We start from the raw sequence: 23,917 nt of genomic DNA on the forward strand, positions 1-23,917 counted from the left end.
CAAAATGGACGCAAATGCGGGTGGGCACTGTCAAGATAGAGACATGAGATCAATGGGTAGTGGTGCACAGGCGGGGCGCGGACTCTTCATCACCTTCGAAGGGGGAGATGGGACCGGTAAAAGTACCCAAATTCAGCGGGTTCGCCAGTGGTTTGAAGAACGCGGACAACAGGTGGTTGTCACCCGAGAACCCGGTGGAACAGAGCTGGGGACGACTTTGCGTCAATTGGTTCAGAACGGACCGGAAGATGTTGATCCCCGCACCGAAGCACTTCTGTATGCCGCTGATCGTGCCTACCATGTCGCAACCCTGATCAGGCCGGCCCTTGAACGTGGGGAAATTGTTCTGGTCGATCGCTACATCGACTCGTCTTTGGCTTATCAGGGAGCTGCGCGCAGCTTAGGTGTGGATGAAATCCGCAGCCTGTCTATGTGGGCAACGGAAAGTTTGCTCCCCGATCTCACTTTGCTGATTGACGTTCCGCCGGAAGTTGCCGCCAGGCGTCGCGGTGGCGAACCGGACCGAATGGAACGCGAATCTATGGAATTTCATGAGCGCGTACGTCACCAGTACTTGGCGCTTGCGGACTCTGAAGCGGATCGCATCGTCGTCATCGATGGCGTGGGAACTGAAGATCAGGTTTTCAGTGAAATTCGTGGAGTTCTGGAAGAACGTGTTGATGCGGCGTTCCAGGGATTGCCCGAAGAAGCTGCAGAAGACACCAAGCCCGTTGAGTCTCAGGCAACGCTCTGGGCTCTTCTGGAAGAGGATGGCATTCTTCTGTGAGCGTTTGGGATGAATTGGTCGGCCAGGAACATGCCCTGGCGGTATTGCAACAGGCGGCTCAAGGCGCCCGAGCAATCGTCGACCACGCCCAAGAGGTGCATCCAGCTGTGGAAACGTCCGGCTCCGTGCGCGCAGATGCCTCGTCGCTTACTCAGCCCACTGATGACCCATCTCGCTCAATGACCCATGCATGGCTCATCACGGGGCCTCCCGGTTCGGGGCGTTCGGTTGCGGCAATCGCTTTTGCAGCGGCCCTTCAGTGCACCGGAGAGTTCCCCGGATGCGGACAGTGTCCAGGATGCCGCACCACAGTTGCTCGGACAAATGGCGATGTCTCGATCCTCACCACGGAATCCACGCAAATTCGTATCGATGAGGTTCGCCAGATCGTCTTGCGTGCACAGACCGCACCTTCACAGGGACGTTGGCGGGTCATCGTCATTGAAGATGCTGACCGCATGATGGAACGCACGGCGAATGTTCTCCTTAAGGCAATTGAAGAACCGCCAGAGCGCACAGTGTGGCTGCTCTGTGCTCCCAGTGCAGAAGACATGATCACCACCATCCGTTCGCGATGTCGGCATCTGGGACTGCGAATTCCAGATCCGCACGCTGTCGCGGACCTTCTTGTTCGTCGTGACGGTGTTGATCCTGCGGATGCGCTATCCGCAGCCCGTGCAGCCCAATCGCATATCGGCTTGGCTCGGGCCCTCGCGAAAGACCCCAAGATGCGTCAGCGTCGCCGGCAGATCATCACTGCCCCGGCACAGGTGCGTTCTGTTGGTGAAGCGGTCTTTGCTGCAGAGGACCTCCTCTCCATTGCGAAAACTCAAGCAGAATCCCAATCTGAAGAACGCAACGCCCGCGAAAAGGCCGAACTCATGCGCCAATTGGGAATGGAAGAAGGCCAGAGCCCGGCCTCGCATCAGCGCGCACGTATCCGTGAACTCGAAGAAGACCAGAAGCGACGCTCAAAGCGAGCCATTCAAGATTCTCTTGACCGAGCCCTCGTCGACCTCTTGGGAATCTATAGGGACGTTCTCCTGCGTCAATTGGGAACGGATCAAGAACCGATCAATGATGACTGCCTAGATCTCATCGACCAGCTCTGTTCTCAATCCACCCCGCAGCAGACCATGAAGAGAGTCCAAGCAATTGAGGAAGCTCGAAAGCGGCTGACAACAAACATGTCAGTACCTCTGATTTTGGAGTCGATGGCACTCTCACTTCGACCGCAGGTCTAGACATCGAATAGGGTAGAGGCATGAATTCACGCTCCCGCCTGATCGTCTCCGTGTTGATCGTACTTGCGCTTGCCACAAACTTTGGCATCGCATACTACGCGAAGAATGCCATCGATCAGGCTGCCACCAGCGCCAATGCAGGCACCTCGAACCAAAACAAGGTGACGGTCGCGCATGCGGCAGACCCGCTTCCCGGCAAGCCCACGAAAGAGCAGTTTTACTCTCAGCCGCTCAATTGGCGACAGTGTGAGGCCTCGGAAATCACAAGCACCGGGGTGTCTGCACCGCGCGATATCGACAAGTATCAGTGTGCGTCGCTGACTGCACCGCTGGACTGGGAGAACCTCGATGGGAATCAAATCACCCTTGCATTGGCGGTCCACCGCGGAGATCAGAGTGAAGGCAAGGCTCTTTTCTACAACCTTGGCGGTCCCGGTGGAGCATCGGTGTCCGCAATTACTTCACAGGTCACCAGCTCTTTGGGCACGGGGCTTGTCTCAGCTTTTGACATTGTTGCTCTGGATCCGCGAGGCGTCGGAGCATCAACCCCTGTTCGTTGCCGAACTGATGAAGAGCGTGACGGCGACGCAGCTGGAACGCGAAACCCGATCGACCCAAACGCAAGTCCCGCGGAAATGATCAAGCTCGCAGAAGATACTTCTCGAGATCTCGCCAAGGGCTGTCAAGACCTCAGCGGTGACATCTTCAAGCACATCGACACCGTGAATGCATCGAAGGACTTCGATATGGTTCGTGCGCTGCTTGGACAAGAGAAATTCAACTACCTGGGCTACTCCTACGGAACTTTCCTGGGCGCCACCTATGCCGAGCAATTCCCCGGAAACGTGGGTCACATGGTGCTCGACGGTGCGCTTGACCCCTCGGTGAGCGGTGATGAGCTCTCCGCCATGCAGATGCGTGGATTTGAGGCTTCCCTGCGTCACTGGGTGGAGGATTGCCAGGCAGCACGTAACTGCCCACTCAAGGGCGATGCAGATGCCGGCATGAAGCAGATGAAGAACTTCTTCGACAGCCTGTACAACTCTCCGCTTCAAACCTCAGATCCGAATCGCCCGCTCACTCACGACCTCGCAATGAGCGCTGTCGTTGGGCTGCTGTACTCGACGCAGACGTACTCAATTCTCACGCAGGGAATGCAGCAAGCGCTGAACTCAGAGGACGGCTCGACGCTGCTCTATGTTGCGGACTTGCTGAGCGAACGCAATAAGGACGGAAGCTACTCATCGAATTCGATGGATGCGATCGTTGCTATTAACTCCTTGGACTTCGAGCCTGTTGGTAACGCAGCCCAGTGGGAGAAGGACGCGACAGCACTTAAGCAAGAGCTGATGATCTTTGGTGATCTGGCCGGCTTCACCTCTGCCGCACTTGAAGGCTGGCCGACCACGCATGCGAAGCGCCAGGCAATCAAGGCTGAGGGTGCAGCCCCCATCATGGTTGTTGGTACGACTCATGATCCTGCAACCCCCTACGTGATGTCCCAGAATCTGGCGAAGCAGCTGTCGTCGGGCGTGTTAGTGACTTGGGACGGTTGGAACCACACCGCGTACTCGAAGAACGGAAGCAAGTGTGTGGCGACAGCTGTTGAAGGTTACTTCCTGCGTAACGCCGTTCCCAGTTCCGATCTTCAGTGCGGGGCTGACTCCTAGAAGCGCTGGTTCCTCAAAGATGCGCGTCGAAATGAGTGGGACCGTCTAGGTCCGTAGAGGCTTGCCCTATCGTCAATTTCTCCGATGGCCTTGGCAGCGGGACCTTAGCTCGCTAACGTTGAGCTATGGACTTCTTCGGTGATGACGAAACAGAAACTCCCGGTCAGAACACGGATAGTGTTGAAGCCGACGTGCTCATTGACACCACCATCGAGAATGCCTGGGCCCTGGTCTCTGAGCCCGGCTGGTGGATCAATGATGGACCGCTGGGCGACCATGATGTTGAGCACGGTGATGACGGGCTGTACCACGTTACCGATCCGGAAGCGGGAACATGGCTTGTCGAAAAACTCGACGAAGATCCCATGGATGTTGTGCGCTTCCGCTGGTACCCCGTGGCCAGTGATGAATTTCCCGAAGAGACACTGACGACTATCGAGGTCTCACTCTCAGAAGAAAAAGGCAAGATCGCACTTCACGTTGAGGAATCGGGAATTGCTGCCCTCAGCGATGATGAGGACGAGGCCTACCAGCTTTGGGAAGACGAAGCCGGCTTGTGGGATCAGGCCGTTGATAGCGCGAAGGATTACTTAGAGCGCCGGTGACGCTCGATATCCTCTGCTGTTAAGGGACCCTGCGTGGTTCCGGGAGTTTCCTCACCATCGCTAGGATTCTTCCTCATCCACGCAACCTCGAGCCCGTCGTGATACCCAAAGCGAGCCAGGTGAATCCCGACGACAAATTCAAGGTGCGCCACGGCCTCGGGAGAAGTCTTCAGCTCAAGACGCAAGTGCTGGTCTGTACACGAGATTGTGCACTCGCCACCGGGCATCCCCTCACGAGTGAAGATCAGCGTTCCGCGAGCTGATTCATCATCCCACTGTGCGTCGATTTTTCGTCCCATATGTGAGGCAAGCTGATGCCCATATCGGCGTGCACGCTCGGTGGGAACAATGGCGACGGAAATGATCACTTCACTCATAGAAGCCATTTTCCCCTATCTATCCAGGCGGGGCATGCTAGCGTGGAAAGCTCAACTGGGAGAACGGATCACAATGAGCACCAGCGAACACGATGAGCAGAGCTTCGGCGACGCCTCGGGCCGCGAGCTTCAGCGCAATCTAACGAACCGCCATATCCAGCTCATCGCTATTGGCGGCGCAATCGGTACCGGCCTCTTCATGGGCTCTGGAAAGACCATTGCAACTTCTGGTCCCTCGATCCTTCTGGTTTATCTGATCATTGGCAGCGCGCTCTTCCTGTTCATGCGAGCGATGGGCGAGATCCTCCTCTCGGATAAGAGATACGGCACTTTTGCCGATATCATTCGGCACTTTCTCGGCCCAACCCTAGGGTTTGTCATGGGATGGACCTACTGGCTGTGCTGGGTGGTTACAGGTATTGCTGACGTCGTTGCCGTTACCGGTTACGTGCGTTATTGGTTTCCGAACCTTCCCGCGTGGATTCCCGTTCTTGCTACAGCACTGCTTCTTTTCGCACTCAATGCGATGACTGTCAAGGCTTTCGGAGAGACCGAATTCTGGTTTGCGATGATTAAGATCGTTGCAATCATTGCTCTGATTGTCGTCGGCGTCGTGATGATCGCCATCGGTATGCGTGACAGCAACGGTACAACCGCAGCGGTTTCGAACTTGTGGAGTCACGGAGGCCTATTCCCAACAGGACTGAGCGGATTTCTGGGTGGCTTCCAGATCGCAGTTTTTGCTTTCGTTGGTATTGAGCTTGTTGGAACGGCCGTCGCCGAAACCTCGAACCCCACGCAAACTCTTCCCAAGGCGATCAACTCGATTCCCGTTCGTGTTGTTCTGTTCTACATCTGCTCTCTTGCGGTCATCATGATGGTGACGCCCTGGGATCAGATTGATAAGACACAGTCGCCTTTCGTCACGATGTTCTCAATGACGGGACTGGGCGCAGCTGCCTCACTGGTGAACTTGGTGGTGCTAACTTCTGCGGCCTCGTCGGCCAACTCGGGGATCTACTCCACCTCGAGGATGCTCTTCTCCCTCTCACTTCAGGGTGATGCGGCACCATTCTTTGGTCGTCTGTCAAAGCGCCACGTCCCCCAGAATGCACTTTTCCTTTCGTGTGTGTTCTTGCTTTCCGCCGCTGTTCTTCTGGGTTTTGGTGATTCAATCTTGAGCGTTTTCACCGTGGTGACCGCAATGTCGGCAACCCTCTTCATGGTTGTATGGGTTTTGATTGTTATTGCCTACCTGTTCTACGTGCGCAAGTACCCGGACAAACATCGGAATTCGCCCTTCCCGCTTCCTGGCGGCGTCTTCTCCGCCTGGGTGTTTATCGCCTTCATTGCTGCAATGGTCGTCGTGCTCTCCTTGGATATGGAAAGTCTGCAGGGGCTATTGATGTCGGCTGCGTGGATGGTTGGCATCACTGTTGTCGGTGTGATTCGTCGCCACCGTTCTCTGGGTCGCCGAGGCCGTACATCCCTCTCTGCTTGATGCGCTATGCTTGCCGAGTAAGACAGGGGAGCCCACCGTGGGCTGAGAGTGCGAATGCAGACCCTTACACCTGATCCGGATTATGCCGGCGTAGGAAGTCGCAATCTCCAGACTGCCTCCCCCGAGGCAGTCCAGCCCTCCACCATTAGCGGAGGAAGATAATGTCTATTTTTTTGGCGCACCGTCGCGTCCGTTTGATCGCATCAACTTCGATATTTTTGGTTGCAGCAGGCTCTCTTGCAGCTTGCGCGGGAAGCGCTCAGGATGGTGCTGCAACGCAGGCTGGCACGGCCTCGACACAGGGTGATCAAAGTGTCACTATTCTTGCCTACGATTCATTCGACTTCCCCCAAGATCTTCTGGATAAGTTTCATGAGAAGACCGGAATCACTGCGAAAATCCAAGCAATCGGTAACGGAGGGGAGCTGGCCAATCAGCTGGTTCTTACCAAGGATTCACCCCTGGGAGACGCAGTTTTCGGCCTAGATAATACGGTTTCAACCCGTATTGGCGGTCAGGGAATCATCGAGGATGCACATATCACTTCGCCCAACGCAGATGACAATTTCCAGGGCGAACCCGGTCTGGTTCCCATCGATCGCGGCGATGTCTGCGTGAACTACGACAAGAAGTGGTTCGCCGATCACCAGCTTGCTGTGCCGACAAGCTTCGAAGACCTGACGAAGCCTCAATACAAGGACATGCTTGTCGCCATGAACCCGGCATCATCAACTCCGGGAATGGCATTCATGCTGGCAACGATCGCAAAGTTTGGTCCCGATGGGTACACCCAGTACTGGAAGTCACTCAAGGACAACGGCGTGAAGATCACCGAGGGCTGGTCGCAGGCATTCAATGTTGACTACAGCGCTGGTGAAGGCAAGGGCAGCTACCCCATGATGGTGTCCTACGGTTCCTCTCCCGCCTATGCGGTCAATGATGCAGGAACCGAAAGCTCGACCGGTGTCATCACCGATACCTGCTTCCGCCAGGTTGAATATGCCGGTGTCCTCAAGGGAGCGAAGAACCCCGAAGGAGCAAAGAAATTCATCGAATTCCTGCTCTCTGACGAAGTCCAGAGTGCAATTTCGAAGGCAACCTACATGCACCCCTACAAAGGTCAGGCACCCGAGGCTCTGCAAAAGTTTGGCCCTCTGGCCGATAAGCCCCTGCGTGTTGATCCTCAGGAGGTTGAGAAGAACTCGACCGCTTGGCTCAAGTCCTGGCAAGAAACGGTTCTTGGGTGACAGATTTTCGACAGCGTGCGCTTAGGGTGGGCGCCGGGGCAGTGGCCCTCGGCGTCCCCCTGGCGTTTCTTACGCTGTTTTTTGCGTGGCCAGCGGCGACTCTCATCGCTCAGGGATTTAGTGCTGAAGGCGGTGGGATTGACCTTTCGGGCCTAGGTGAGCTTTTGGGGGCTTCTCGAACCTGGAAAGTCATTGGCCGTACCCTGTGGATGGCCCTTCTGGGTACGACCTTTTCATTGATTTTGGGAATTCCGGGTGCCTACGCCCTGTACTGCTGTCGTTTCCCTGGACGTCGATTCTTTCGCGCAGTCATTTCGGTGCCCTTTGTTCTGCCCACAGTTGTTGTGGGTGTTGCTTTTCGCTCTCTTCTTGCGCCTCAGGGGTGGCTAGGCTTCTTGGGGCTGGATGGCACGATGACCGCGGTCGTCGCAGCAATGGTGTTTTTCAATTACTCGCTGGTTGTGCGCAATGTTGGCAGTTTTTGGTCCCAATTAGATGAGCGTCCCGCTCAGGTCGCCTCATGTCTGGGGGCTCCTCCACGCCGCGTTTTCCTGAGTGTCACCCTTCCGGCGCTCCTTCCCGCGATCGCCTCTGCGGCCTCGTTGGTCTTCTTGTATTGCGCGACTTCCTTCGGGATTGTGTTGATTTTGGGTGGTTCGAAGCTCACGACCGTCGAGTCCGAAATCTATATGCTCACCACGCAGTTCTTGGATCTTCGCAGCGCCTCGGTGCTGTCCATTGTTCAGTTAGTTGTCATTGCACTGTCCTTGATCATTGCCGAGGCCGCGCGCAGACGCGGGAAGAACGCGGCAACTTTGGGTGCGCCTCGGGCAGAGAGGCCCGTGAGCGCGGGAGATCTGTGGGCACTGGTTTTCAGCGGTTTTGTTATTTGCGTGCTTGTCCTTCTGCCCCTGGCCGCACTGGTGTGGCGTTCCCTTCACCGACGAGGCCGTTTAACCTTTGAGCACTACGCGAAGTTGGCAGATTCTTCCTTCACTCCCGCTCTTCGTGTCTCACCCCTGCAGGCTTTGGGACATTCGCTTCTTGTCGCCCTTGTTGCAATGGTTATTGCTTTGAGTGTGGGCGTTTGCGTGGTTCTTCTTGTGACGCGTCATCCCCGTTCACGAGTGGGACGAAGTGCATTAGCTGTGGTGGAAAGCGTCTTCATGCTTCCTTTGGGTGTTTCTGCCGTGACGGTTGGTTTTGGATTCCTCATCACCATGAATCGCCCGCCTCTCGATCTGCGCAGTTCCTGGATCCTGGTGCCCTGTGCGCAGGCCGTCGTTGCTCTTCCTCTGGTTGTTCGCCTCATCGCGCCCTCTTTGCGAGCAATTAACCCCCGGCTCCGCGAAGCTGCGGCAAGTTTGGGGGCCAGCGATTCTCGAGTTTTAGTAACAATCGATGGGCCGGTCCTTGCGCGCTCCGTGGGAATCGCTGCGGGTTTTGCGATTGCGACGTCATTGGGTGAGTTTGGTGCGACCTCTTTCCTTGCCAAGGGGGATGCAGTCACGCTTCCCGTGGTCATCTATCGTTTGATTTCGCGCCCTGATGCCTTAGATCAGGGCGTGGCGATGGCTTCTTGTGTCCTTCTTGCAGCGGTGTGTGCACTGCTGATTACCTGTATGGAATGGCTGCGTCCAGCGGAGATTGGAGACAGACTATGACCGATTCGACGGCTTTAGAGTGCATCGATGTGAGCGTTGATTACGGTTCTTTCCGTGCGGTAGACGGTGTCTCTTTTTCTCTGAAGTCTGGCCAAATCACCGCGCTTCTCGGCCCAAGTGGATGTGGAAAGTCGACTTTGTTGCGCGCAATCGCGGGCCTTGAACGTCCTCAGCAGGGCGATATTCAGTGGTCCGGACAGTCAATTCTTCGCACTCCTACGTATAGGCGTGGTTTTGGCTTGATGTTCCAGGACGGGCAGCTCTTCCCGCATCGCAGTGTCGAAGGAAATGTCGCCTATGGCCTGCGTCATCTGTCACGTGATCAGCGTGAGCGCAGAGTCGCTGAAGTCCTTGCGATCGTTGGTCTGGAGGGGTTTGCGTCGCGCAGTATTGAATCCTTGTCGGGAGGTCAGGCGCAGCGAGTGGCCTTGGCCCGCGCTTTGGCCCCACGACCTCGTCTCCTTCTCTTGGATGAACCGCTTTCCGCGCTAGATCGTTCAATGCGTGAAAGTTTGTCGGTCGAATTGCGTGAAATTATCACAGGCGAAGGAATCACGAGCATCTACGTCACCCATGACCAGGATGAGGCTTTTACCGTTGCCGATCAGATTGGCGTGATGATCGCCGGTCATCTTCGTCGCCTTGATAGTCCCGAGGCCGTGTGGGAGGACCCGGGAGACATGGAAGTTGCGCGCTTTTTGGGAGTCGAGAAGGAAGAACTGGAGCTTGCTGGCACAGAAGGTGAGCTCTGGGCGGTTGTGCGCGGTACTGTGCTGAGGCGCGGACGGGGATTCTCTGTGATTCCCGTTCAGCTGGAATCTTCTCCTGCTACAGAACCAGAGTTGATGCGAGTTCCTTTCGGTGATCCGATCCCTTCTGTTGGTCAGCGGGTTCAGGTTCGGGCATCTCGGGGGACAATCCACTAGGCTTCACTCGTGACCAATCCCTTTCAACATGCGACAGACTCCTATGGTGCTGTTCGTCCAAGCTACCCGCGCGAGGCGATCGATACGATTCTTGCGGGGGAGAAGGCCTCGGAACTCACCATTGCGGATGTCGGTGCGGGAACGGGAAAACTGACCGCGGAGCTTCTTGAGCGCGGGGCGAAGGTGATCGCAGTTGAGCCAGCTCAGGCGATGCGCGAACAACTGGTGAAGCTCCTGGGACACGATGAGAATGTGCAGGTCCTTGATGCCTGCGCTGAGGCAACTGGGCTGCCGGATGCGAGTGTTGACCGCGCCGTATTCGCACAATCGTGGCATTGGGTGGACCCGCAGGCAGCGGGGCAGGAAATGCACAGAATTGTGCGTCCCGGTGGGCAGTTGATGATTGTGTGGAATCAAATGGATGTGACAATCCCATGGGTCCACAGGCTCACGAGAATTATGCGTTCGGGTGATGTTCACCGTCCCGACCGTCCTCCGACCCTGGGAGAACACTGGTCCCAACCGGTATTGAATCGTTTCGATTGGAATGATTCCATGACGCCCGAAGCCATTATGGAGCTGGGGACAACGCGCTCGTCCTACTTGCGTTCCACCGCTGCGGGGCGCGAAAAAATGCAAGAGAATCTGCGCTGGTACCTCTATGAACACCTGGGCTTTGAGCCTCACTCCACTGTGAAACTTCCCTATTTCACGCTCGTCTGGGTTGCAGATCAGGCAGAATGAGACATATTCAGAGGAGGTGTTATGGATATTTCACTAATTGGCGTCGTCGGTGCGCTGGTGATGTACGGCGTATCCGTTTCGCCTTCTCTTCTTGCCCGATCGTGGCAGTGGCACGCGGTTGCCTCCGGTGTTCTCTCGGCTGTTGGTTACATCGTTGGACTGACGATCCAGCGTTTCTATGCCCTGGTTGTGCCCAGGCTTGGTGTTGAGATTAGCGCTCCACAATCGGTATCGATTGCTTTTAGGGCTGTACTACTGCTGGGGTTCTTCTTGTGGTTCCTCCGCTGGTTGCTCCAGTCCTATCGCGAGCGCAAGCGTGCCAATTATCTGGTCGGAATGCGTGGTGAGACCTTGGGGGAATACCTCTTGGGAACTTTCTGCGCCTTCATTCTGATGCTGGCTTTGCTCGGTATTGCTTGGTGCTTACAGTGGATTGGCCGGGCAATTGTTAGTGTTCTGAGCCAGTGGATGAATATGGTTTTCGCGCTGGCTCTTTCACTGCTCATTCTTGTCGTCATTGTGTATGCCTTGACCTCGCAGGTCCTTCTGAAGCTGGGTATTAATTTCTTCACCCGTCATGCGCGAAAGATGAATAACCGCACGGCAAAGGGGATTGTCCAGCCCCAGGTGGCCGAGCGTTCGGGTTCGCCTTCGTCCTACTCGAGCTGGGAGTCCGTTGGCGGCCAGGGGCGCGTGTTCCTTGGGCGTGGTCCCAGTCGTGCCGATATCGAGGCCGTTACGGGTTGCTCGGCTATGGAGCCCATTCGCGTGTATGCAGGGATGCCCGAAGAAGGACAGAGCCTGCAAAGTGCCGCTGATCTTGTTGTCGAAGAATTGCATCGGACGGGTGCTTTTGAACGCGCTGTCATTTTGATTGCCACTTCGACGGGATCTGGATGGGTTGACGAATGGCAGGTTCAACCCCTGGAGTACTTGACTCGTGGGAATTGTGCGACGGCCTCGATGCAGTACTCCTTCGTTCCTTCCTCGATTAACTTCCTGACGGATCTGGATGTTTCTGAAGAAGCAGCGGTCATTCTCTTTGAAACGATTCGTCGCGCGGTGGATGAGATTCCAGAAGACCGTAGGCCAGCGCTTTTTGTCTGCGGAGAATCTTTAGGTGCCTACGCCTCGCAACATGTCTTCTCGGGAATTGTCGATGTTTTAAGTCGGACTGACGGTGCGCTGTGGGTGGGAACTCCTGCCTTTACGCCGATGCACGCGGAACTGACTGCCATCCGTCACCGAGGCAGTCCCGAGGTTGCCCCCGTTGTTGCAAATGGCCGCCACGTACGTTTCGTTAATGTTCCAGAGAATCTTTGGGCAGATGTTTACGGTCGCGAACTCGGCGATTGGAACTATCCCAGGGTTGTCTATGCCCAGCATCCCTCGGATCCGGTGGTTTGGTGGAATTCGGAGTTAGTGTGGCACAAGCCCGACTGGATTTCAGAAAAGGTTGACGGGGATGTCAGCCCCCATATGCATTACACGCGAGGTGCGACCTACATTCAGGTCCTCGTCGATATGCCGGTTGCGGGTACGGCTCCGGGTGGTCATGGGCACACCTATCACGAAGAACTCATTCCGCTGTGGGAAGCGATTTTAGGGCTTCGCGAGGATGAGAAAAACGCGGGATCGCACTTTGGCTTGGATTCACGGTGGATTCAGGAAGATACCCACGAAAAGATCGGCCGGGCCATTCGCGAGAATCTCGCCAAATCTGAACGCCAATAGGACGCAGAAGGAGGCGCGCGACCCCGCAAAAGTGCTGCCTGGCCTCGCTGCAAATTTTTAGTGCGCGGAATTTTGGTGATACTGTGACCGCGACCGCGTCGATGCGGCCGCAACAACAATCTATGGTTTTAACGACGACGTCCCCGCCCGCATGGATGCCTGCGCGGATGTGCGGAAAGAAGACGAACGATGAGTATTGATATCAATCAGATCATCGATATGAGGGTCAATCACCCCGAGCAAATCGGTTTCGTGATGCGCGAGCGCGGAATGGGGATCCGTCCCACCGCAAAATTCCTCATGATCGCTGCCGACGACCCCGCTCGTGGAAACTTGGCGGCGGGAGGCAATCCTCGGGCATAGGAAGACCGCTGGGATCTGCTCGACCGTCTGTGCCAGGCCTTCGCCATCGAAGGACTCAAGGGTTGCGTGGGCGCAGCTGATCTTGTCGAAGACCTGGCGATCGCTGGAGTGCTCAAGGAAAAGTTCGTCATCGGCTCAATGAACCGAGGCGGCTTAGCTGACTCTTCTTTCGAATTAGACGACGTCATGAGCGGCTACGACATCGCGGGAATCCATGAGTCTCGCTTGGATGGCGGCAAGATGCTGCTCCGCTTGGACTACAGCGATGAGGGTTCCTCTCATACTTTGTCTCGCTGCGCTCGCGGCGTATGCGCGCTCAACGCCTCGGGCAGAATTGCCCTGCTTGAAGCCGTGATCTCAAGTCGCGACGAATCCGGTCGTGTCCGCACCCACCTCGATATGGATTCCATCTGCCTAGCAACCGCGATCGCATCGGGTCTGGGAACGACCTCGGGACTGACATGGCTTATGCTCCCGCTGTGTGAGGACCTGAAGCGCCTTGCCCATGCGACCACTCTGCCCATCGTTTTGCGAGTGGACTTCAGCGTGGGCGTGGCCGCACTTCGCGACCGCGTTCAAGAAGCACTGTCGTACCCGAACATCATTGGAATCATGGCGGATACCTCTCTGGTCTACCCCAGCGAGGGAAGCGTTGAGGATGCGGTGAAGGCGGCTCTGGAGCTGATCGCCTAACTGCGGCTGCGGCCTAGTACCCCTTGCGAGGCCAGCCATTCCATTTCCGTATCGATCCTCTCGCGCATCTCGGTGCCATCTAGGGCGTCGAGGCCGTGCCAGGCAACTTCGGCGACGGCAAGCAAACGCGGGAAAAGCTGGTAGTACAACTGCTCACGTGTGGGAACGAATTCGCACCACAGTGCACTTTGAATGCCAATTGGCGCGGAGGCCGCTTGTGTGATCTCCTCCATGACCTCGGTGAGGATTCGTTTGGGAGTAATCACTCCGAACATTGCCGCCGGTTCATCCGAGGCCTCTCCAGCCAGGCGATTCAGATAGAGCTGGTCGCAGCATCCATATACCCATGGTTGTCCAGAGAGCGCTGCGCGTCGGGGTCCTTCACCGAATCCTCGCCACGCGATGATGAGAGTGTCATCAAGAACATCTGCCGGGGCGATTTCGGTGAGTTCATCCCAACCGGCAGCGTGCTTACCCAGAGAATGAAGGATTTCGAGTGCGCGTCGAGTCATGGATTCTTGGAGCTCACGTCCGCTATGAATTCCTTGGGATGCTAGAGAATCCATCAAGGCGTGATCGTTTTCCCAGGCCTCGAAACGACATTCGTCCCCGCCGATATGAATGATCGGCGATGGGAAGAGAAGAGCGACGTGGGTGAGTGCGGCATCAATCAAAGCCCAGGATTGATCTGTGGGCCAAAGAAGGTCATTACGATGGCTCCAATGCTCGGGAGGGAGCTTCGCCAATGCTGGATCTCCCAGCTCGGGGTAGGAGCGAATTGCTGCATGCATGTGACCGGGAAGGTCAATTTCTGGGATGACCTCAATTCCTTCTGAGGAAGCGTGGGTGATAATTTCCCGGATCTCATCATCCGTGTAATAGCCACACGTGGAGTCTTGTGGAGCGCTCGCGATCATGACCGTGCGTTTATCCGAGTCGACATTGTCGTACCAGTCGAAAGCTTCGCGCGGTAAATGCGCACCCGTTTGGGTGAGTTCAGGGAATTCGGGGATCTGGATACGCCAGCCAGCATCATCGGTGAGATGAAGGTGAAGGCGGTTGAAGCCATAGCGTCCCAGCAGAGTAATGATCTCGTGGATAAGCTCGGGCTGCCAGAATGTCCGTGCGCAATCGAGCATAAATCCACGCCATGCGAAGGCTGGTGTGCATTCGCGATCATGTGGGATCATTGAGGGTGACACGTTAATCCTCTTTAATTAGGTCAACCGACTTTAGTGTTACGAATCGTAACATCAGATTCTGTGTGTGCCAAGGTCTGAATGGAGTAAAAGTGCTGAGTACAAATAAAGAGCGCGCAATTGCAGCTCTTGTGATGCAGGGACCGCAGCATCGCGCTGCCTTGGCTCGCAGTCTTTCGGTTTCTCGCACAACCGTCACGAATCTGGTCCAGGACCTCATTGCCGAGGGATACATGGCCGATGATGGAGAATCTCCATTGAAATCCACCGTCAAACTCACGGAAAAAGTGGGTGTTCTGGTGTCGGTTGTCTTCTGGATTGATCGGACGTTAATTTCGATCGGCAGTGTTGATGGCCGCCTTCTCAGTTCTCGCGAAATCGCAGAAAAGCCTCACGAAAGCGGAAAAGTTCGCCTCTCGCACGTCGCAGCGCCGCTGTCTGTCATGCGTGCCCAGCTTGGCGATCCTATGGTGCGTGCGGGTCACGTTGCGGTTAATACTCAGATCAACGTTCGCACGGGTGAAGTGGTCGGGAGTGCGGCCTCGTCAATGTGGAAGGGCACCAATCCGCTTAAGGCGATGGGCGCACTACTGGATGCTCCGATTTGCGTCGAGAATACGGCGCGACTTGCCGCTTTTGTTGAGTATGAGCGAATGGACGAGCCGGCGTCCTCTATGGCCTACGTCCATCTTTCTCACGGTATCACCATGGGATATGTGCTGGATGGGGCACTGATTCGAGGGGGGCATGGGGGAGCGGGCGAGCTGGGGCATATCAGTATTGATCCCATGGGAATTCCTTGCGAATGCTCGAATAGGGGCTGTCTGCAGCAGTATGTGTCGACCCCCGCAATCCTTGCTCGTCTTCGACCAATTCTGGGCGAAAATGCGGGGGTATCCGATTTTGTTGATGCTGTGAATGATGGCGATCATGCCTGCGTGAGCTTGGTTGAAGAAATTGGTGAACAGCTGGGTGTTGCAATGGTCACCGTGACTAATCTTCTTGATCCAGAGGAAATCGTCCTTGGGGGAGAGCTCGCAAAGGTGGGCGCTCACCTTCTCGAGCCGCTTCGTCGCATCGTTCGTCGCCGAGGCCTTCCTCTGTCTGCGCACAACGTTCGTTTTTCCTGCGCGGGGGAGCCGGCCTCGGCACAGGAAATGGCTGCTGCAGCCTTCCGGGTGATCGTTCACGATGAGGAAATCGTCGAATCGATCGTCCGCTCTGTCGCATAACAAAAGTGTTACGCTCCTTGACAAACTTTTTGTCGGCAGTGATACTAAAACTCATCTACGCACAGGCGCGTAGTGTTTGAGAGGAAATTAAGATGTCTCAGCACACAACCAGAAGGCGTGTGATCGCTCTGGCCACAGCATGTGTCCTTAGCCTCGGCCTCGCCGCATGCGGAAAGTCTTCGACCCCCGATGCAAGCGCATCTTCTGACACCTCCGCGCTGACCGGAAAGACCGTGCGCGTGTGGTTCATGGAAGGCTCGATTTCGGACGACGCCATCGCATATCTGGAAAAGACCTTCGCAGAACAGAACCCCGGAAACACCCTCAAGGTTGAAATCCAGCCTTGGGACGGAATCGTCTCCAAGCTGCAAACCTCGCTGGCTTCCAAGTCAGAAAGCCCTGATCTGGTCGAAACCGGTAACACCCAGACCGCGGTCTTCGCATCGGTCGGCGCATTCGCACCCGTCGATGATCTCTATAACAAGGTCGGTGGCGACAAGCTTATTCAGTCCTTCATCGATGCAGGACGTTGGGATAACAAGCTTTACGCACTTCCGCTGTATGCGGGCGCTCGCGGAATTATCTACCGTAAGGATCTTTTCGAAAAGGCAAACATCGCTGTCCCGAAGACCATCGATGAGCTGGCAGACGCGGCAATCAAGCTGGGTAAGGCCAACCCCGATAACGTCGAAGGATTCTCCGGCATGTACCTGTCGGCAGTAGATATTCACGGTGTCGAGTCCCTGATGTTCGCCGGCGGTGGCGACTACGCAACCTTGAGCAATGGGAAGTGGCAAGAAAAGCTCAGCGATCCGGCCACCGTCGCCTCACTCGAGCGTGTTCAGAAGATTTTCAAGGACGGTACCGCATACGCGATGGACTCCTCCGCTTCGCAGAAGAGCTTCCAGAAGTACTTCAATGAGAACAAAGTCGGTATTTTGGTCGGCACTGGCTCGGTTGCCAAGAAGATCGATAAGGAACTGTGGGACGCAGGAAAGGTTGGCGTCATGCCGATCCCCGGAGTCAAGGAAGGAAGCGTCGGACAGACCTTCGCAGGTGGCTCCTCCATTTCGCTGGCATCAAACGCGCAGAATCCCGAGCTGGCCAAGAAGGCCCTTGAAGTGATCTTCTCTGAGAACTTCCAGACCATGGTTGCCAAGGCTGGATGGACTCCCGGTAATACCCAGTACGGTTCGGCCTCGGAAGGTGCATTTGCGGACATCTCCACCACTGTTATCGAGAACTCCAAGCTCACGCCGAACACACCTCAGTGGGGCGTCGTTGCAGGCGATAACGTCATCCGAGACTTCTTCACCGAAATCGCCCAGGGCAAGGACGTGAAGACAGTTGCAAAGGATGCAGGCGCGAAGCTCGATACCACGCTGAACAAGCAGTAGGAGCGATACTCCTTCATATCTCGCGCCAATCTGAAGGATAGACAGAAAGGCGCATCCGAATCGGGGAGTCGTCCGACCTTTTACGGGCGACTCCCCGAACCTTCCCAACAGTCGGAGAGAGCAACGATGACCTCCTCGCAAAGCCCAGTGTGTGCGGGCAGTCCACGCAAGAAACTCACGCGCACGCTGGCACCCTTCCTCCTTCTCAGCCCAGCCGTTATTTTGGTCCTGGTTGTTCTGGGATACCCCATGGTTCGCCAGTTCCTTATGTCGTTCCAAAAATTCGGATTGGAACAGCAATTCGGGAAGCCACCAACATGGGTGGGGCTGGATAACTACATTGCGATTCTCTCCGACTCCTATTTCTGGTCTGTCCTGGCAAAATCCCTCGCCTTCTGCGCGTGGACTGCGGGATTGACCATGGTCGGTGCAATCTCCCTAGCGCTCATGATGCGAGCGGCCTCTCCTGCTGCCAGAACCTTCATGAACTCCACTCTGATTGTTGTCTGGGCAATGCCACTTCTTGCCTCTCTTACTGTGTGGCAATGGTTGGTCGACCCGAACTTTGGTCTGATCAACTTCCTTTTGGCATCGATTGGTCTTCCCTTCAAGGGGTTCGCGTGGCTCTCAGCTTCGTATTGGACCTTCTTCTTAGTCGCCTCGGCAATCATCATCTGGGCATCCATGCCCCTAGCGACGATCTCCATTTACGCGGCTGTCACGCAGATCGATGACTCTTTGCTTGAGGCCGCACAGATTGACGGAGCCGGCTATATTTCACGCCTTCGTTACGTGATCTTCCCGTCGATTTCTCCAGTGATCGCACTCATTGGTGTCCTTCAGGTGATTTGGGACCTGCGTGTCTTCACCCACATCTACGTTCTTCAGCAGTCGGGTTCGATTTCGACTGAGACAAACCTTCTAGGTACCTACGTGTACCGCCTCGGTATCTCTCAGGGTAACTATGGGATGGCCTCGGCCCTTGCAACGGTCATCTTGCTGATCACCGTAGTGATTACAGCGAAATATATTCACATGCTCTTCACGAAGGGGGACGCACGATGAGCGCCGCACAGGTTCGGGAACGCGCACACCAGGCTGCGCCTCGTCCCCTCAATCGCAAGAAAATCCATCCCAGCAAGATTGCAGTCAACGCGATTTTGGTGATCACTTCGCTCGTCTGGCTCCTTCCCGTGTATTGGATGGTGAACTCAGCATTCCAAACCGAGAAAAACCTCCTGTCGAGCCCACCGAAGCTGATCCCCGCGCCGCTGACCACCGAACACTTCGCCAAGGTGCTCTCATCTCCCGCATTTCACTCCGCGTTGCTCATGTCCTTGAGCGCGGCAGTCATCACCGTTGTGGCAACAACCCTGTGCTCACTTCTTGCAGCTCTGGCCTTGGCACGTTTTAATTTCCGAGGCCGTCGGACTCTGATCGTTGCAATCCTTGTGATTCAGATGATCCCTGCCGAAGCACTCTTTATTTCCCAGTACAGGATGCTGGACTCATGGGCTTTGTTGAACTCGGTTGCTGGCCTGTCATTACTGTACGTGGGTGGTGTGCTGCCCTTCGTCACCTGGATGATGCGCGGTTATGTCGAGGCTGTCCCTGAGGAGCTCGAGCAGGCCGCAATGATCGATGGATGCACGCGTATCCAAGCATTCATGCGTGTGACCTTACCGCTTCTCGCACCGGGTTTGGTATCGACCTCGGTATTTGCCTTCCTTCACTCCTGGAATGAATACACGCTGGCCCTGATTGTGCTCTCTCGCGATTCGGCAGTGACTTTGCCTTTGTGGCTGCAATCTTTCCAACAGGGCCTGCAAGGTTCGGACTGGGGTGGTGTGATGGCGGGCTCAACACTCATCACAATCCCCGTGTTGATCCTGTTCATTTTCGTTCAGAATCGGATGTCGACCGGCATGGTGTCGGGGGCTGTGAAGGGCTGAAAAATCTTGACTGGCTGCTGCATGTCGCTCTGTCGATATGCAGCAAGGTTGGCAGGGAATTAGATCAGGTTTCGCTTCTGCATGATCTTCAGGGCAAGCCAGCCGAAGGGAGCGCGGCCGTAGAAGGTCACCAGACGGTAGATGATTGCAGTCGGAAGAGCCATGGACACGGCGATTCCGGCAACTTGAAGGCCACCGGTGAGTGCGGCCTCGACCGGACCGATGCCACCGGGGGAGGGGACGACAGAACCCAGCGAGTTCGAGGCCAAGTAGGTGATGGAGAGCGTCACCAAGTTCAGTGACCCGCCCATTGCGGTCAAGGAAGCCCAGAAGGCTCCAACGAAACCGATATTCATGAGCAGGTTTCCACCGAGCACCGCGAGGAGGCGCTGAGGCTGACCGGCAACCCACAGAAGACGCGGATACACCTGCTTCCATGTTGGCTCGATCTTCGACCAGATGAACTTTCGGATCTTCGGAATCGAAATGCACACGATGACAATCACAGCTACGACAGCGGTTCCGGCAATAATCGCGCCGTAGGGGAGTGAAACCGAAAGCGACGAACCCGAGAAGAACAGCACGATGACCAACAATGAAACGGTCACCAGGAACTGGGAAATCTGTTGCAAAGTAACGGTGGTGACGGCAGCGGCTGTCGACATCTTCTGCTTTGTCAGGAAACGCAGGTTGAGCGCCGCCGGACCGATTCCAGCGGGGGCAACAAGAGTGATGATCGAAGCCGCGATCTGAGCCAAGATGGCATCGCCGAATTTGACCTTCTCTTGGCTGAAAGCGACCAGGGGAACGGCTCCTCCAACCCAAGCTGTTGCTGCGAAAGCGAAAGCGACAGCGATCCAAATAGGGCTTGCCTGCTTCACCGCAGCGACGATATCGGAGAAGTTGAGCGAACCCATCAATACGACAACCGCAACTGCCAGAACACCGAAGGTAATCATTGTCCTGGGTGCGAAGCGCTGAAGGTTTGCGGGCTGAACGGATTCTTGCGGGGTGTCGGCCACTATCGCCTCGCGCAGGCGATCCAGAAGATCACTGCGTCGAAGAGCGGAGGAAACCTCGGAAGGAAGAACCGGCTTTTGAAGAACCGGTGCGCAGGCGACCAATTCCGCTTCAGTGAGGTTTCGTCGTGCCGAGGCCAGAGCTCGCTCGGGCCCAGCATAGATAGCAAGAAGGGTGAGGAGCTGAGCAATATCAATGCGTTGGTTGAGCTCAGTAGTTGCAACCTCACCTTCATCCCAGTGGATCAGCCAAACCTCTGAGGACTGGTCGAGTACGACGGAGGAAGGGGCGATGTGGCGGTGGCTGATTGCGTGAGAGTGTGCCAAGAGGAGCTGCTTCCACGCCTGATCAAGAATGTCATCGCTCAATGCGTCGGTGTCGGCCAGATCCTTGAGGGAAGCTGTCGGGGGAAGAGCTCGCATCGCCGTCATGATCGAGTTTCCAGCTTGAGCAATACCCATGGGCTCGGGCAAGTGAACACCGGAACGTTTAGCTGAAATAGCGGTCAGCATGGAACGCTCTGCAGCTGCTTTCACCGAGGGGGAAACCCAGCGAGAAATCCCGCGCAGGCGAACGTTGTTCCATACTTCCAGGAGAGTGCCGGTCATACCGCGGCCCGGATCCAAAATAGTGATTTCGTATGGAACGCCGTAGGTATCCCAGACCTGGTAGTGGCGGTTTCCGTCGACCGGTGGCCGGCGGGCAATCGTGTATTCCGCTGAATCAGCTTCAGCGGTCTCCATATGGAAGTGGCCGTGTGGTGTTTCCGTAATAGTCCATGTGTCGAGCGTGACTCCCGCGGGAAGAAGGTCTGTGCGGATGACGCGTGAGGGAATAATCCGGATCGAGAGCAGCGCCTTCACAATCTGGCCACCCGAGGCACTGCGGTCTTGGAAGCCCAAGAAGAAACGCGACGAGACACCAAAAGTGCGACCAAGAAGAACGGAGATTAACGCGGATGGAAGAGTGAGTTGCCCGCGAAGTACCCAAATGACGATGATGACGCCCAGAGCCCAGTGGGACCAGCGGACTGAACGAAGTGTTTCCGCTTCACCCGCAGCTGTGAAGAGGGCAATGAGAGCGATTGCGACCAGGTTGATCGCGATGTGCGAGGCCGTCTGTCCGTTCTCCACGTTCGTGACCCTGAGTGGGCCAGTGATGGTTTCAGGGAGTTGGCGAAGTCCCAGCAAGATTACATACGAGGCCACGCCAGCGATCAAGGCGGTGGCGAGAGCTTCGATGGCAGTGGAGACCTGTCGGCGGAAAAGCAACATTCCAATGACGGCGATTGGGGTGACCAAGATAGTCAGGCCCTCCAAGAGCGACAGGGGCATCAGGAGGAGATCACGGATCACTGTGACTCGTAGAACGTCTTGAGCGACGCCTTCTGTAGTTGAAGATGCAACGAATCCTAGGCCCCACACAAGAACAATTCCCACAAGGCACATGATGGCCTCGTTGAGATCAGACCGGCGCCGACGACGGGAAAGTAGGTGATCGGCAAAGAAAACGGGTTCGGGAAGCTGAGAGTGCAAGGAAATGGGTGTAGTCGATTCAGGTGCATCCTCAAACTCGGATTCAGGGGGATCCACCGGTGGTTCCACAGAGGATGTGGGGGCCTCGGTGATGTCAGACGTGACCAGTTCCTCGGAATTCTCCATGGATGACATCCTATCTGTTGTGTAAAGACCGGTAGGGTTGACTTCGTAACATGCCGTGCACTCTTTAGGTGAACGGTGCCCGAGTTTAAGGAAATCTGCATGCTTGCTGCCGCCATGGTCAATGCCTCAGGTCTGGATACCTTCATCAACTGGTTCAAGGACCCCGAAAGTCTGCTGGTCGCAATGGGACCGTGGGTTTTGTGGGGAACAATGCTCATCGTCCTCGTTGAGTCGGGTGTTCTTTTCCCCGTTCTTCCCGGAGAATCTCTACTCTTCACAGCAGGTTTGCTGCACGACCGACTGGGCCTACACCTGCCGACACTGATCATCATGGTTGTTGTTGCGGCCTTCATCGGCGCACAGATCGGTTACTTCCTTGGCGCAAAGTGGGGACGCAAGTTCTTCAAACCGGATGCTCGAATCTTGAAGACCGAGCACTTGGAAAAGGCAGAACGATACTTCCGTGACTACGGCGGGCGTTCGCTGGTCATTGGTCGTTTCATCCCCTTCGTTCGTACCTTCATTCCGATCGCAGCGGGAATGGCGCGCTACCCCTACGCCAAGTTCCTGATCTTCAACACCCTGGGTGCCTTGATCTGGGGCGCGGGATTCATTCTCGTTGGCTCACTTCTGGGTAATGTTCCCTTCGTGCATGACAACCTGACCTTGATCCTGGGTGTCATCATCCTCGTCTCGGTTCTGCCCGTGGTCATTGAGATCGTCGGAAAGAAGCGTTCAGGCGAGCACGCTGAGGCCGGTGAAACCGAGACCCTCGCGCCAGAGGAGCACGCCGAGTGAGTACGCCGCGAATCGCATTTCTTGGCCCATTTGGAACCTTTACCGAGCAAGCCCTGCGTCAGGTTGCTCCCGAAGAAGCAGAACTCATTCCGCTGACTTCTCCTCCTTTGGCGATGAAGGCCGTGCGTGAAGGAAGGGCAGACTGGGCAGTTGTGCCCATTGAGAACTCCATCGAAGGCGGCGTCAATGCAACGCTCGATGCCCTGGCAGACTACCCTCAGCTGGTGATTCGCGCGGAAATGTTGGTGCCGATTACCTTCCACCTGGCTGTTCGACCCGGAACCCAAGTATCGGATATTCGCAAGATTGGAACCCACCCGCACGCGTGGGCGCAGTGCCGAAACTGGGCTGAGGAAACCTTCCCCGGCGTTGTTCACGTCCCCACGACCTCGACTGCAGCAGCGGCCGAGACCTTGGGTTCGGGCGAAAGCGCATTCGACGCGGTTCTGTGTAACGCAACCTCGGTGGATCGTTACGGTTTGGAATCGGTGTTCACGGATGTTGCGGATAATCCGGGTGCTATCACGCGTTTTGTATGCGTGAGAAGGCCAATTGAAGGAGCCCTGACAGCTCCGACGGGACATGACAAGACGACCATTCAAGTTGCGCTGCCTGTGAACCAAGCGGGATCGCTCATGCGTTTGCTTGAACAGTTCTCGGTGCATGACGTTGACCTGTCACGAATCGAATCGCGTCCCAGTGGCGATGGTTTGGGTGCCTATACTTTCTCGATTGACATGGTTGGACACATCGCTCAGGAACATATTCAGGCGGCACTGCGCGGGTTGTATCGCGTGTCTCCGGATGTGCGATTCATGGGTTCGTACCCCAGCTCGACGGTCAATAGCGCGGATGTCCCCCAAGATGACGAGGACTATCGACGCGCGCGAAGCTGGGTGCGCGAGCTCCTTGCAGGCGTCGAGCAGGACTGAACTGCTGATTTTTACGAGGCCGGTTGGCGCCTGAGGGCGTCAGCCGGCCTCACAGTTTAGATAAGCGAGGCGCGCAATGCGCTGCTTTGCGCATGGGGCGGACTAGGAGTCGCGGCTGAAACAAAAGGACCCAGCTTTCGCTGGGTCCTTACTACGTGCGCGAGGGGGGAG

The 23,917-nt window shown here is 56.0% G+C and carries 21 protein-coding genes and 1 riboswitch; of the genes, 18 read left to right on the forward strand and 3 right to left on the reverse strand.

The window, feature by feature from the left end; genetic code table 11:
- The first annotated feature begins 52 nt into the window (after positions 1 to 52).
- The 4 genes from tmk to RW023_RS03145 all read left to right on the forward strand — a co-directional run bounded on the left by tmk (position 53) and on the right by RW023_RS03145 (position 4,306).
- Positions 53 to 787: a dTMP kinase gene (gene tmk / locus RW023_RS03130; RefSeq protein ID WP_315579865.1), complete on the forward strand. Its 735-nt coding sequence runs from the start codon at positions 53 to 55 to the stop codon at positions 785 to 787.
- Positions 784 to 2,031 carry a DNA polymerase III subunit delta' gene (locus tag RW023_RS03135; protein WP_315579847.1) on the forward strand — a complete coding sequence of 416 codons (1,248 nt, stop codon included), beginning with the start codon at positions 784 to 786 and terminating at the stop codon, positions 2,029 to 2,031. Before tmk ends, RW023_RS03135 begins: the two co-directional genes overlap by 4 nt.
- Positions 2,032 to 2,051: 20 nt before the next feature.
- Positions 2,052 to 3,701, forward strand: coding sequence for an alpha/beta hydrolase (locus RW023_RS03140; RefSeq protein ID WP_315579848.1), 1,650 nt, complete (start codon positions 2,052 to 2,054; stop codon positions 3,699 to 3,701).
- Positions 3,702 to 3,826: 125 nt separating this feature from the next.
- Positions 3,827 to 4,306: a hypothetical protein gene (locus RW023_RS03145; protein ID WP_009408404.1), complete on the forward strand. Its 480-nt coding sequence runs from the start codon at positions 3,827 to 3,829 to the stop codon at positions 4,304 to 4,306.
- Here RW023_RS03145 and RW023_RS03150 read toward each other — a convergent pair.
- Positions 4,288 to 4,692 (reverse strand): DUF2218 domain-containing protein, encoded by a 405-nt coding sequence (locus RW023_RS03150; protein WP_315579849.1) that lies wholly within the window; start codon positions 4,690 to 4,692, stop codon positions 4,288 to 4,290. The genes RW023_RS03145 and RW023_RS03150 overlap by 19 nt on opposite strands.
- A 64-nt stretch (positions 4,693 to 4,756) precedes the next feature.
- Here RW023_RS03150 and RW023_RS03155 point away from each other — a divergent pair, with 64 nt between their 5' ends.
- The 8 genes from RW023_RS03155 to RW023_RS03190 all read left to right on the forward strand — a co-directional run bounded on the left by RW023_RS03155 (position 4,757) and on the right by RW023_RS03190 (position 13,555).
- On the forward strand, positions 4,757 to 6,184 hold the full coding sequence (locus RW023_RS03155; protein WP_315579850.1) for an amino acid permease: 1,428 nt from the start codon (positions 4,757 to 4,759) through the stop codon (positions 6,182 to 6,184).
- Between the two features lie 14 nt (positions 6,185 to 6,198).
- Positions 6,199 to 6,298, forward strand: a riboswitch (TPP riboswitch).
- A gap of 47 nt (positions 6,299 to 6,345) precedes the next feature.
- Positions 6,346 to 7,431: a thiamine ABC transporter substrate-binding protein gene (locus RW023_RS03160; protein ID WP_315579851.1), complete on the forward strand. Its 1,086-nt coding sequence runs from the start codon at positions 6,346 to 6,348 to the stop codon at positions 7,429 to 7,431.
- Positions 7,428 to 9,095: an iron ABC transporter permease gene (locus RW023_RS03165; RefSeq protein WP_315579852.1), complete on the forward strand. Its 1,668-nt coding sequence runs from the start codon at positions 7,428 to 7,430 to the stop codon at positions 9,093 to 9,095. Before RW023_RS03160 ends, RW023_RS03165 begins: the two co-directional genes overlap by 4 nt.
- Positions 9,092 to 10,021: an ABC transporter ATP-binding protein gene (locus tag RW023_RS03170; protein WP_315579853.1), complete on the forward strand. Its 930-nt coding sequence runs from the start codon at positions 9,092 to 9,094 to the stop codon at positions 10,019 to 10,021. Before RW023_RS03165 ends, RW023_RS03170 begins: the two co-directional genes overlap by 4 nt.
- A 9-nt stretch (positions 10,022 to 10,030) precedes the next feature.
- Positions 10,031 to 10,765, forward strand: a complete 735-nt coding sequence (locus RW023_RS03175; RefSeq protein WP_315579854.1) for a class I SAM-dependent methyltransferase — start codon at positions 10,031 to 10,033, stop codon at positions 10,763 to 10,765.
- A gap of 21 nt (positions 10,766 to 10,786) precedes the next feature.
- Positions 10,787 to 12,499: an alpha/beta-hydrolase family protein gene (locus RW023_RS03180; protein ID WP_315579855.1), complete on the forward strand. Its 1,713-nt coding sequence runs from the start codon at positions 10,787 to 10,789 to the stop codon at positions 12,497 to 12,499.
- 189 nt (positions 12,500 to 12,688) lie between these two features.
- Positions 12,689 to 12,862: a hypothetical protein gene (locus RW023_RS03185; protein WP_315579856.1), complete on the forward strand. Its 174-nt coding sequence runs from the start codon at positions 12,689 to 12,691 to the stop codon at positions 12,860 to 12,862.
- A gap of 15 nt (positions 12,863 to 12,877) precedes the next feature.
- The gene (locus RW023_RS03190; protein WP_399499297.1) at positions 12,878 to 13,555 is read left to right on the forward strand and encodes a deoxyribose-phosphate aldolase; all 678 of its coding nucleotides are present in this window, start codon (positions 12,878 to 12,880) and stop codon (positions 13,553 to 13,555) included.
- On the opposite strand, the gene RW023_RS03195 is transcribed toward RW023_RS03190, so the two are convergent.
- Positions 13,552 to 14,757 carry a family 20 glycosylhydrolase gene (locus RW023_RS03195; RefSeq protein WP_315579858.1) on the reverse strand — a complete coding sequence of 402 codons (1,206 nt, stop codon included), beginning with the start codon at positions 14,755 to 14,757 and terminating at the stop codon, positions 13,552 to 13,554. The genes RW023_RS03190 and RW023_RS03195 overlap by 4 nt on opposite strands.
- A gap of 89 nt (positions 14,758 to 14,846) precedes the next feature.
- Here RW023_RS03195 and RW023_RS03200 point away from each other — a divergent pair, with 89 nt between their 5' ends.
- The 4 genes from RW023_RS03200 (at position 14,847) to RW023_RS03215 (ending at position 19,335) form a co-directional block, all read left to right on the forward strand.
- Entirely contained in the window at positions 14,847 to 15,986 is a 1,140-nt protein-coding gene (locus RW023_RS03200; RefSeq protein ID WP_315579859.1) for an ROK family protein, read from the forward strand.
- 92 nt (positions 15,987 to 16,078) lie between these two features.
- Positions 16,079 to 17,383: an extracellular solute-binding protein gene (locus RW023_RS03205; protein ID WP_315579860.1), complete on the forward strand. Its 1,305-nt coding sequence runs from the start codon at positions 16,079 to 16,081 to the stop codon at positions 17,381 to 17,383.
- 126 nt (positions 17,384 to 17,509) lie between these two features.
- Positions 17,510 to 18,448 (forward strand): sugar ABC transporter permease, encoded by a 939-nt coding sequence (locus RW023_RS03210; RefSeq protein WP_315579861.1) that lies wholly within the window; start codon positions 17,510 to 17,512, stop codon positions 18,446 to 18,448.
- Positions 18,445 to 19,335 (forward strand): carbohydrate ABC transporter permease, encoded by an 891-nt coding sequence (locus RW023_RS03215; protein WP_315579862.1) that lies wholly within the window; start codon positions 18,445 to 18,447, stop codon positions 19,333 to 19,335. The genes RW023_RS03210 and RW023_RS03215 overlap by 4 nt, the downstream gene beginning before the upstream one ends.
- 59 nt (positions 19,336 to 19,394) lie before the next feature.
- Here RW023_RS03215 and RW023_RS03220 read toward each other — a convergent pair whose 3' ends face one another.
- Entirely contained in the window at positions 19,395 to 22,016 is a 2,622-nt protein-coding gene (locus tag RW023_RS03220) for a lysylphosphatidylglycerol synthase transmembrane domain-containing protein (RefSeq protein ID WP_315579863.1), read from the reverse strand.
- A 99-nt stretch (positions 22,017 to 22,115) separates the two neighbouring features.
- Here RW023_RS03220 and RW023_RS03225 point away from each other — a divergent pair, with 99 nt between their 5' ends.
- Together RW023_RS03225 and pheA are read left to right on the forward strand one after the other, a co-directional pair.
- Positions 22,116 to 22,814 (forward strand): DedA family protein, encoded by a 699-nt coding sequence (locus RW023_RS03225; RefSeq protein WP_315579866.1) that lies wholly within the window; start codon positions 22,116 to 22,118, stop codon positions 22,812 to 22,814.
- A complete protein-coding gene (gene pheA, locus RW023_RS03230; protein WP_315579864.1) occupies positions 22,811 to 23,746 on the forward strand; it encodes a prephenate dehydratase in 936 nt (311 codons plus the stop codon). The genes RW023_RS03225 and pheA overlap by 4 nt, the downstream gene beginning before the upstream one ends.
- Positions 23,747 to 23,917: the final 171 nt, after the last annotated feature.

Source organism: uncultured Actinomyces sp. (assembly GCF_963542285.1).
Classification (GTDB): Bacteria; Actinomycetota; Actinomycetes; order Actinomycetales; family Actinomycetaceae; genus Pauljensenia.

Excerpts from the sequence above, each read along its gene's own strand:
- RW023_RS03155 (WP_315579850.1), top strand. The coding sequence starts at position 4,757 with ATGAGCACCAGCGAACACGATGAGCAGAGCTTCGGCGACGCCTCGGGC.
- RW023_RS03185 (WP_315579856.1), top strand. The coding sequence starts at position 12,689 with ATGAGTATTGATATCAATCAGATCATCGATATGAGGGTCAATCACCCC.
- RW023_RS03210 (WP_315579861.1), top strand. The coding sequence starts at position 17,510 with ATGACCTCCTCGCAAAGCCCAGTGTGTGCGGGCAGTCCACGCAAGAAA.
- RW023_RS03220 (WP_315579863.1), bottom strand. The coding sequence starts at position 22,016 with ATGGAGAATTCCGAGGAACTGGTCACGTCTGACATCACCGAGGCCCCC.
- RW023_RS03225 (WP_315579866.1), top strand. The coding sequence starts at position 22,116 with ATGCTTGCTGCCGCCATGGTCAATGCCTCAGGTCTGGATACCTTCATC.
- tmk (WP_315579865.1), top strand. The coding sequence starts at position 53 with ATGGGTAGTGGTGCACAGGCGGGGCGCGGACTCTTCATCACCTTCGAA.
- RW023_RS03145 (WP_009408404.1), top strand. The coding sequence starts at position 3,827 with ATGGACTTCTTCGGTGATGACGAAACAGAAACTCCCGGTCAGAACACG.
- RW023_RS03180 (WP_315579855.1), top strand. The coding sequence starts at position 10,787 with ATGGATATTTCACTAATTGGCGTCGTCGGTGCGCTGGTGATGTACGGC.
- RW023_RS03150 (WP_315579849.1), bottom strand. The coding sequence starts at position 4,692 with ATGGCTTCTATGAGTGAAGTGATCATTTCCGTCGCCATTGTTCCCACC.
- RW023_RS03160 (WP_315579851.1), top strand. The coding sequence starts at position 6,346 with ATGTCTATTTTTTTGGCGCACCGTCGCGTCCGTTTGATCGCATCAACT.
- RW023_RS03170 (WP_315579853.1), top strand. The coding sequence starts at position 9,092 with ATGACCGATTCGACGGCTTTAGAGTGCATCGATGTGAGCGTTGATTAC.
- RW023_RS03215 (WP_315579862.1), top strand. The coding sequence starts at position 18,445 with ATGAGCGCCGCACAGGTTCGGGAACGCGCACACCAGGCTGCGCCTCGT.
- RW023_RS03140 (WP_315579848.1), top strand. The coding sequence starts at position 2,052 with ATGAATTCACGCTCCCGCCTGATCGTCTCCGTGTTGATCGTACTTGCG.
- RW023_RS03205 (WP_315579860.1), top strand. The coding sequence starts at position 16,079 with ATGTCTCAGCACACAACCAGAAGGCGTGTGATCGCTCTGGCCACAGCA.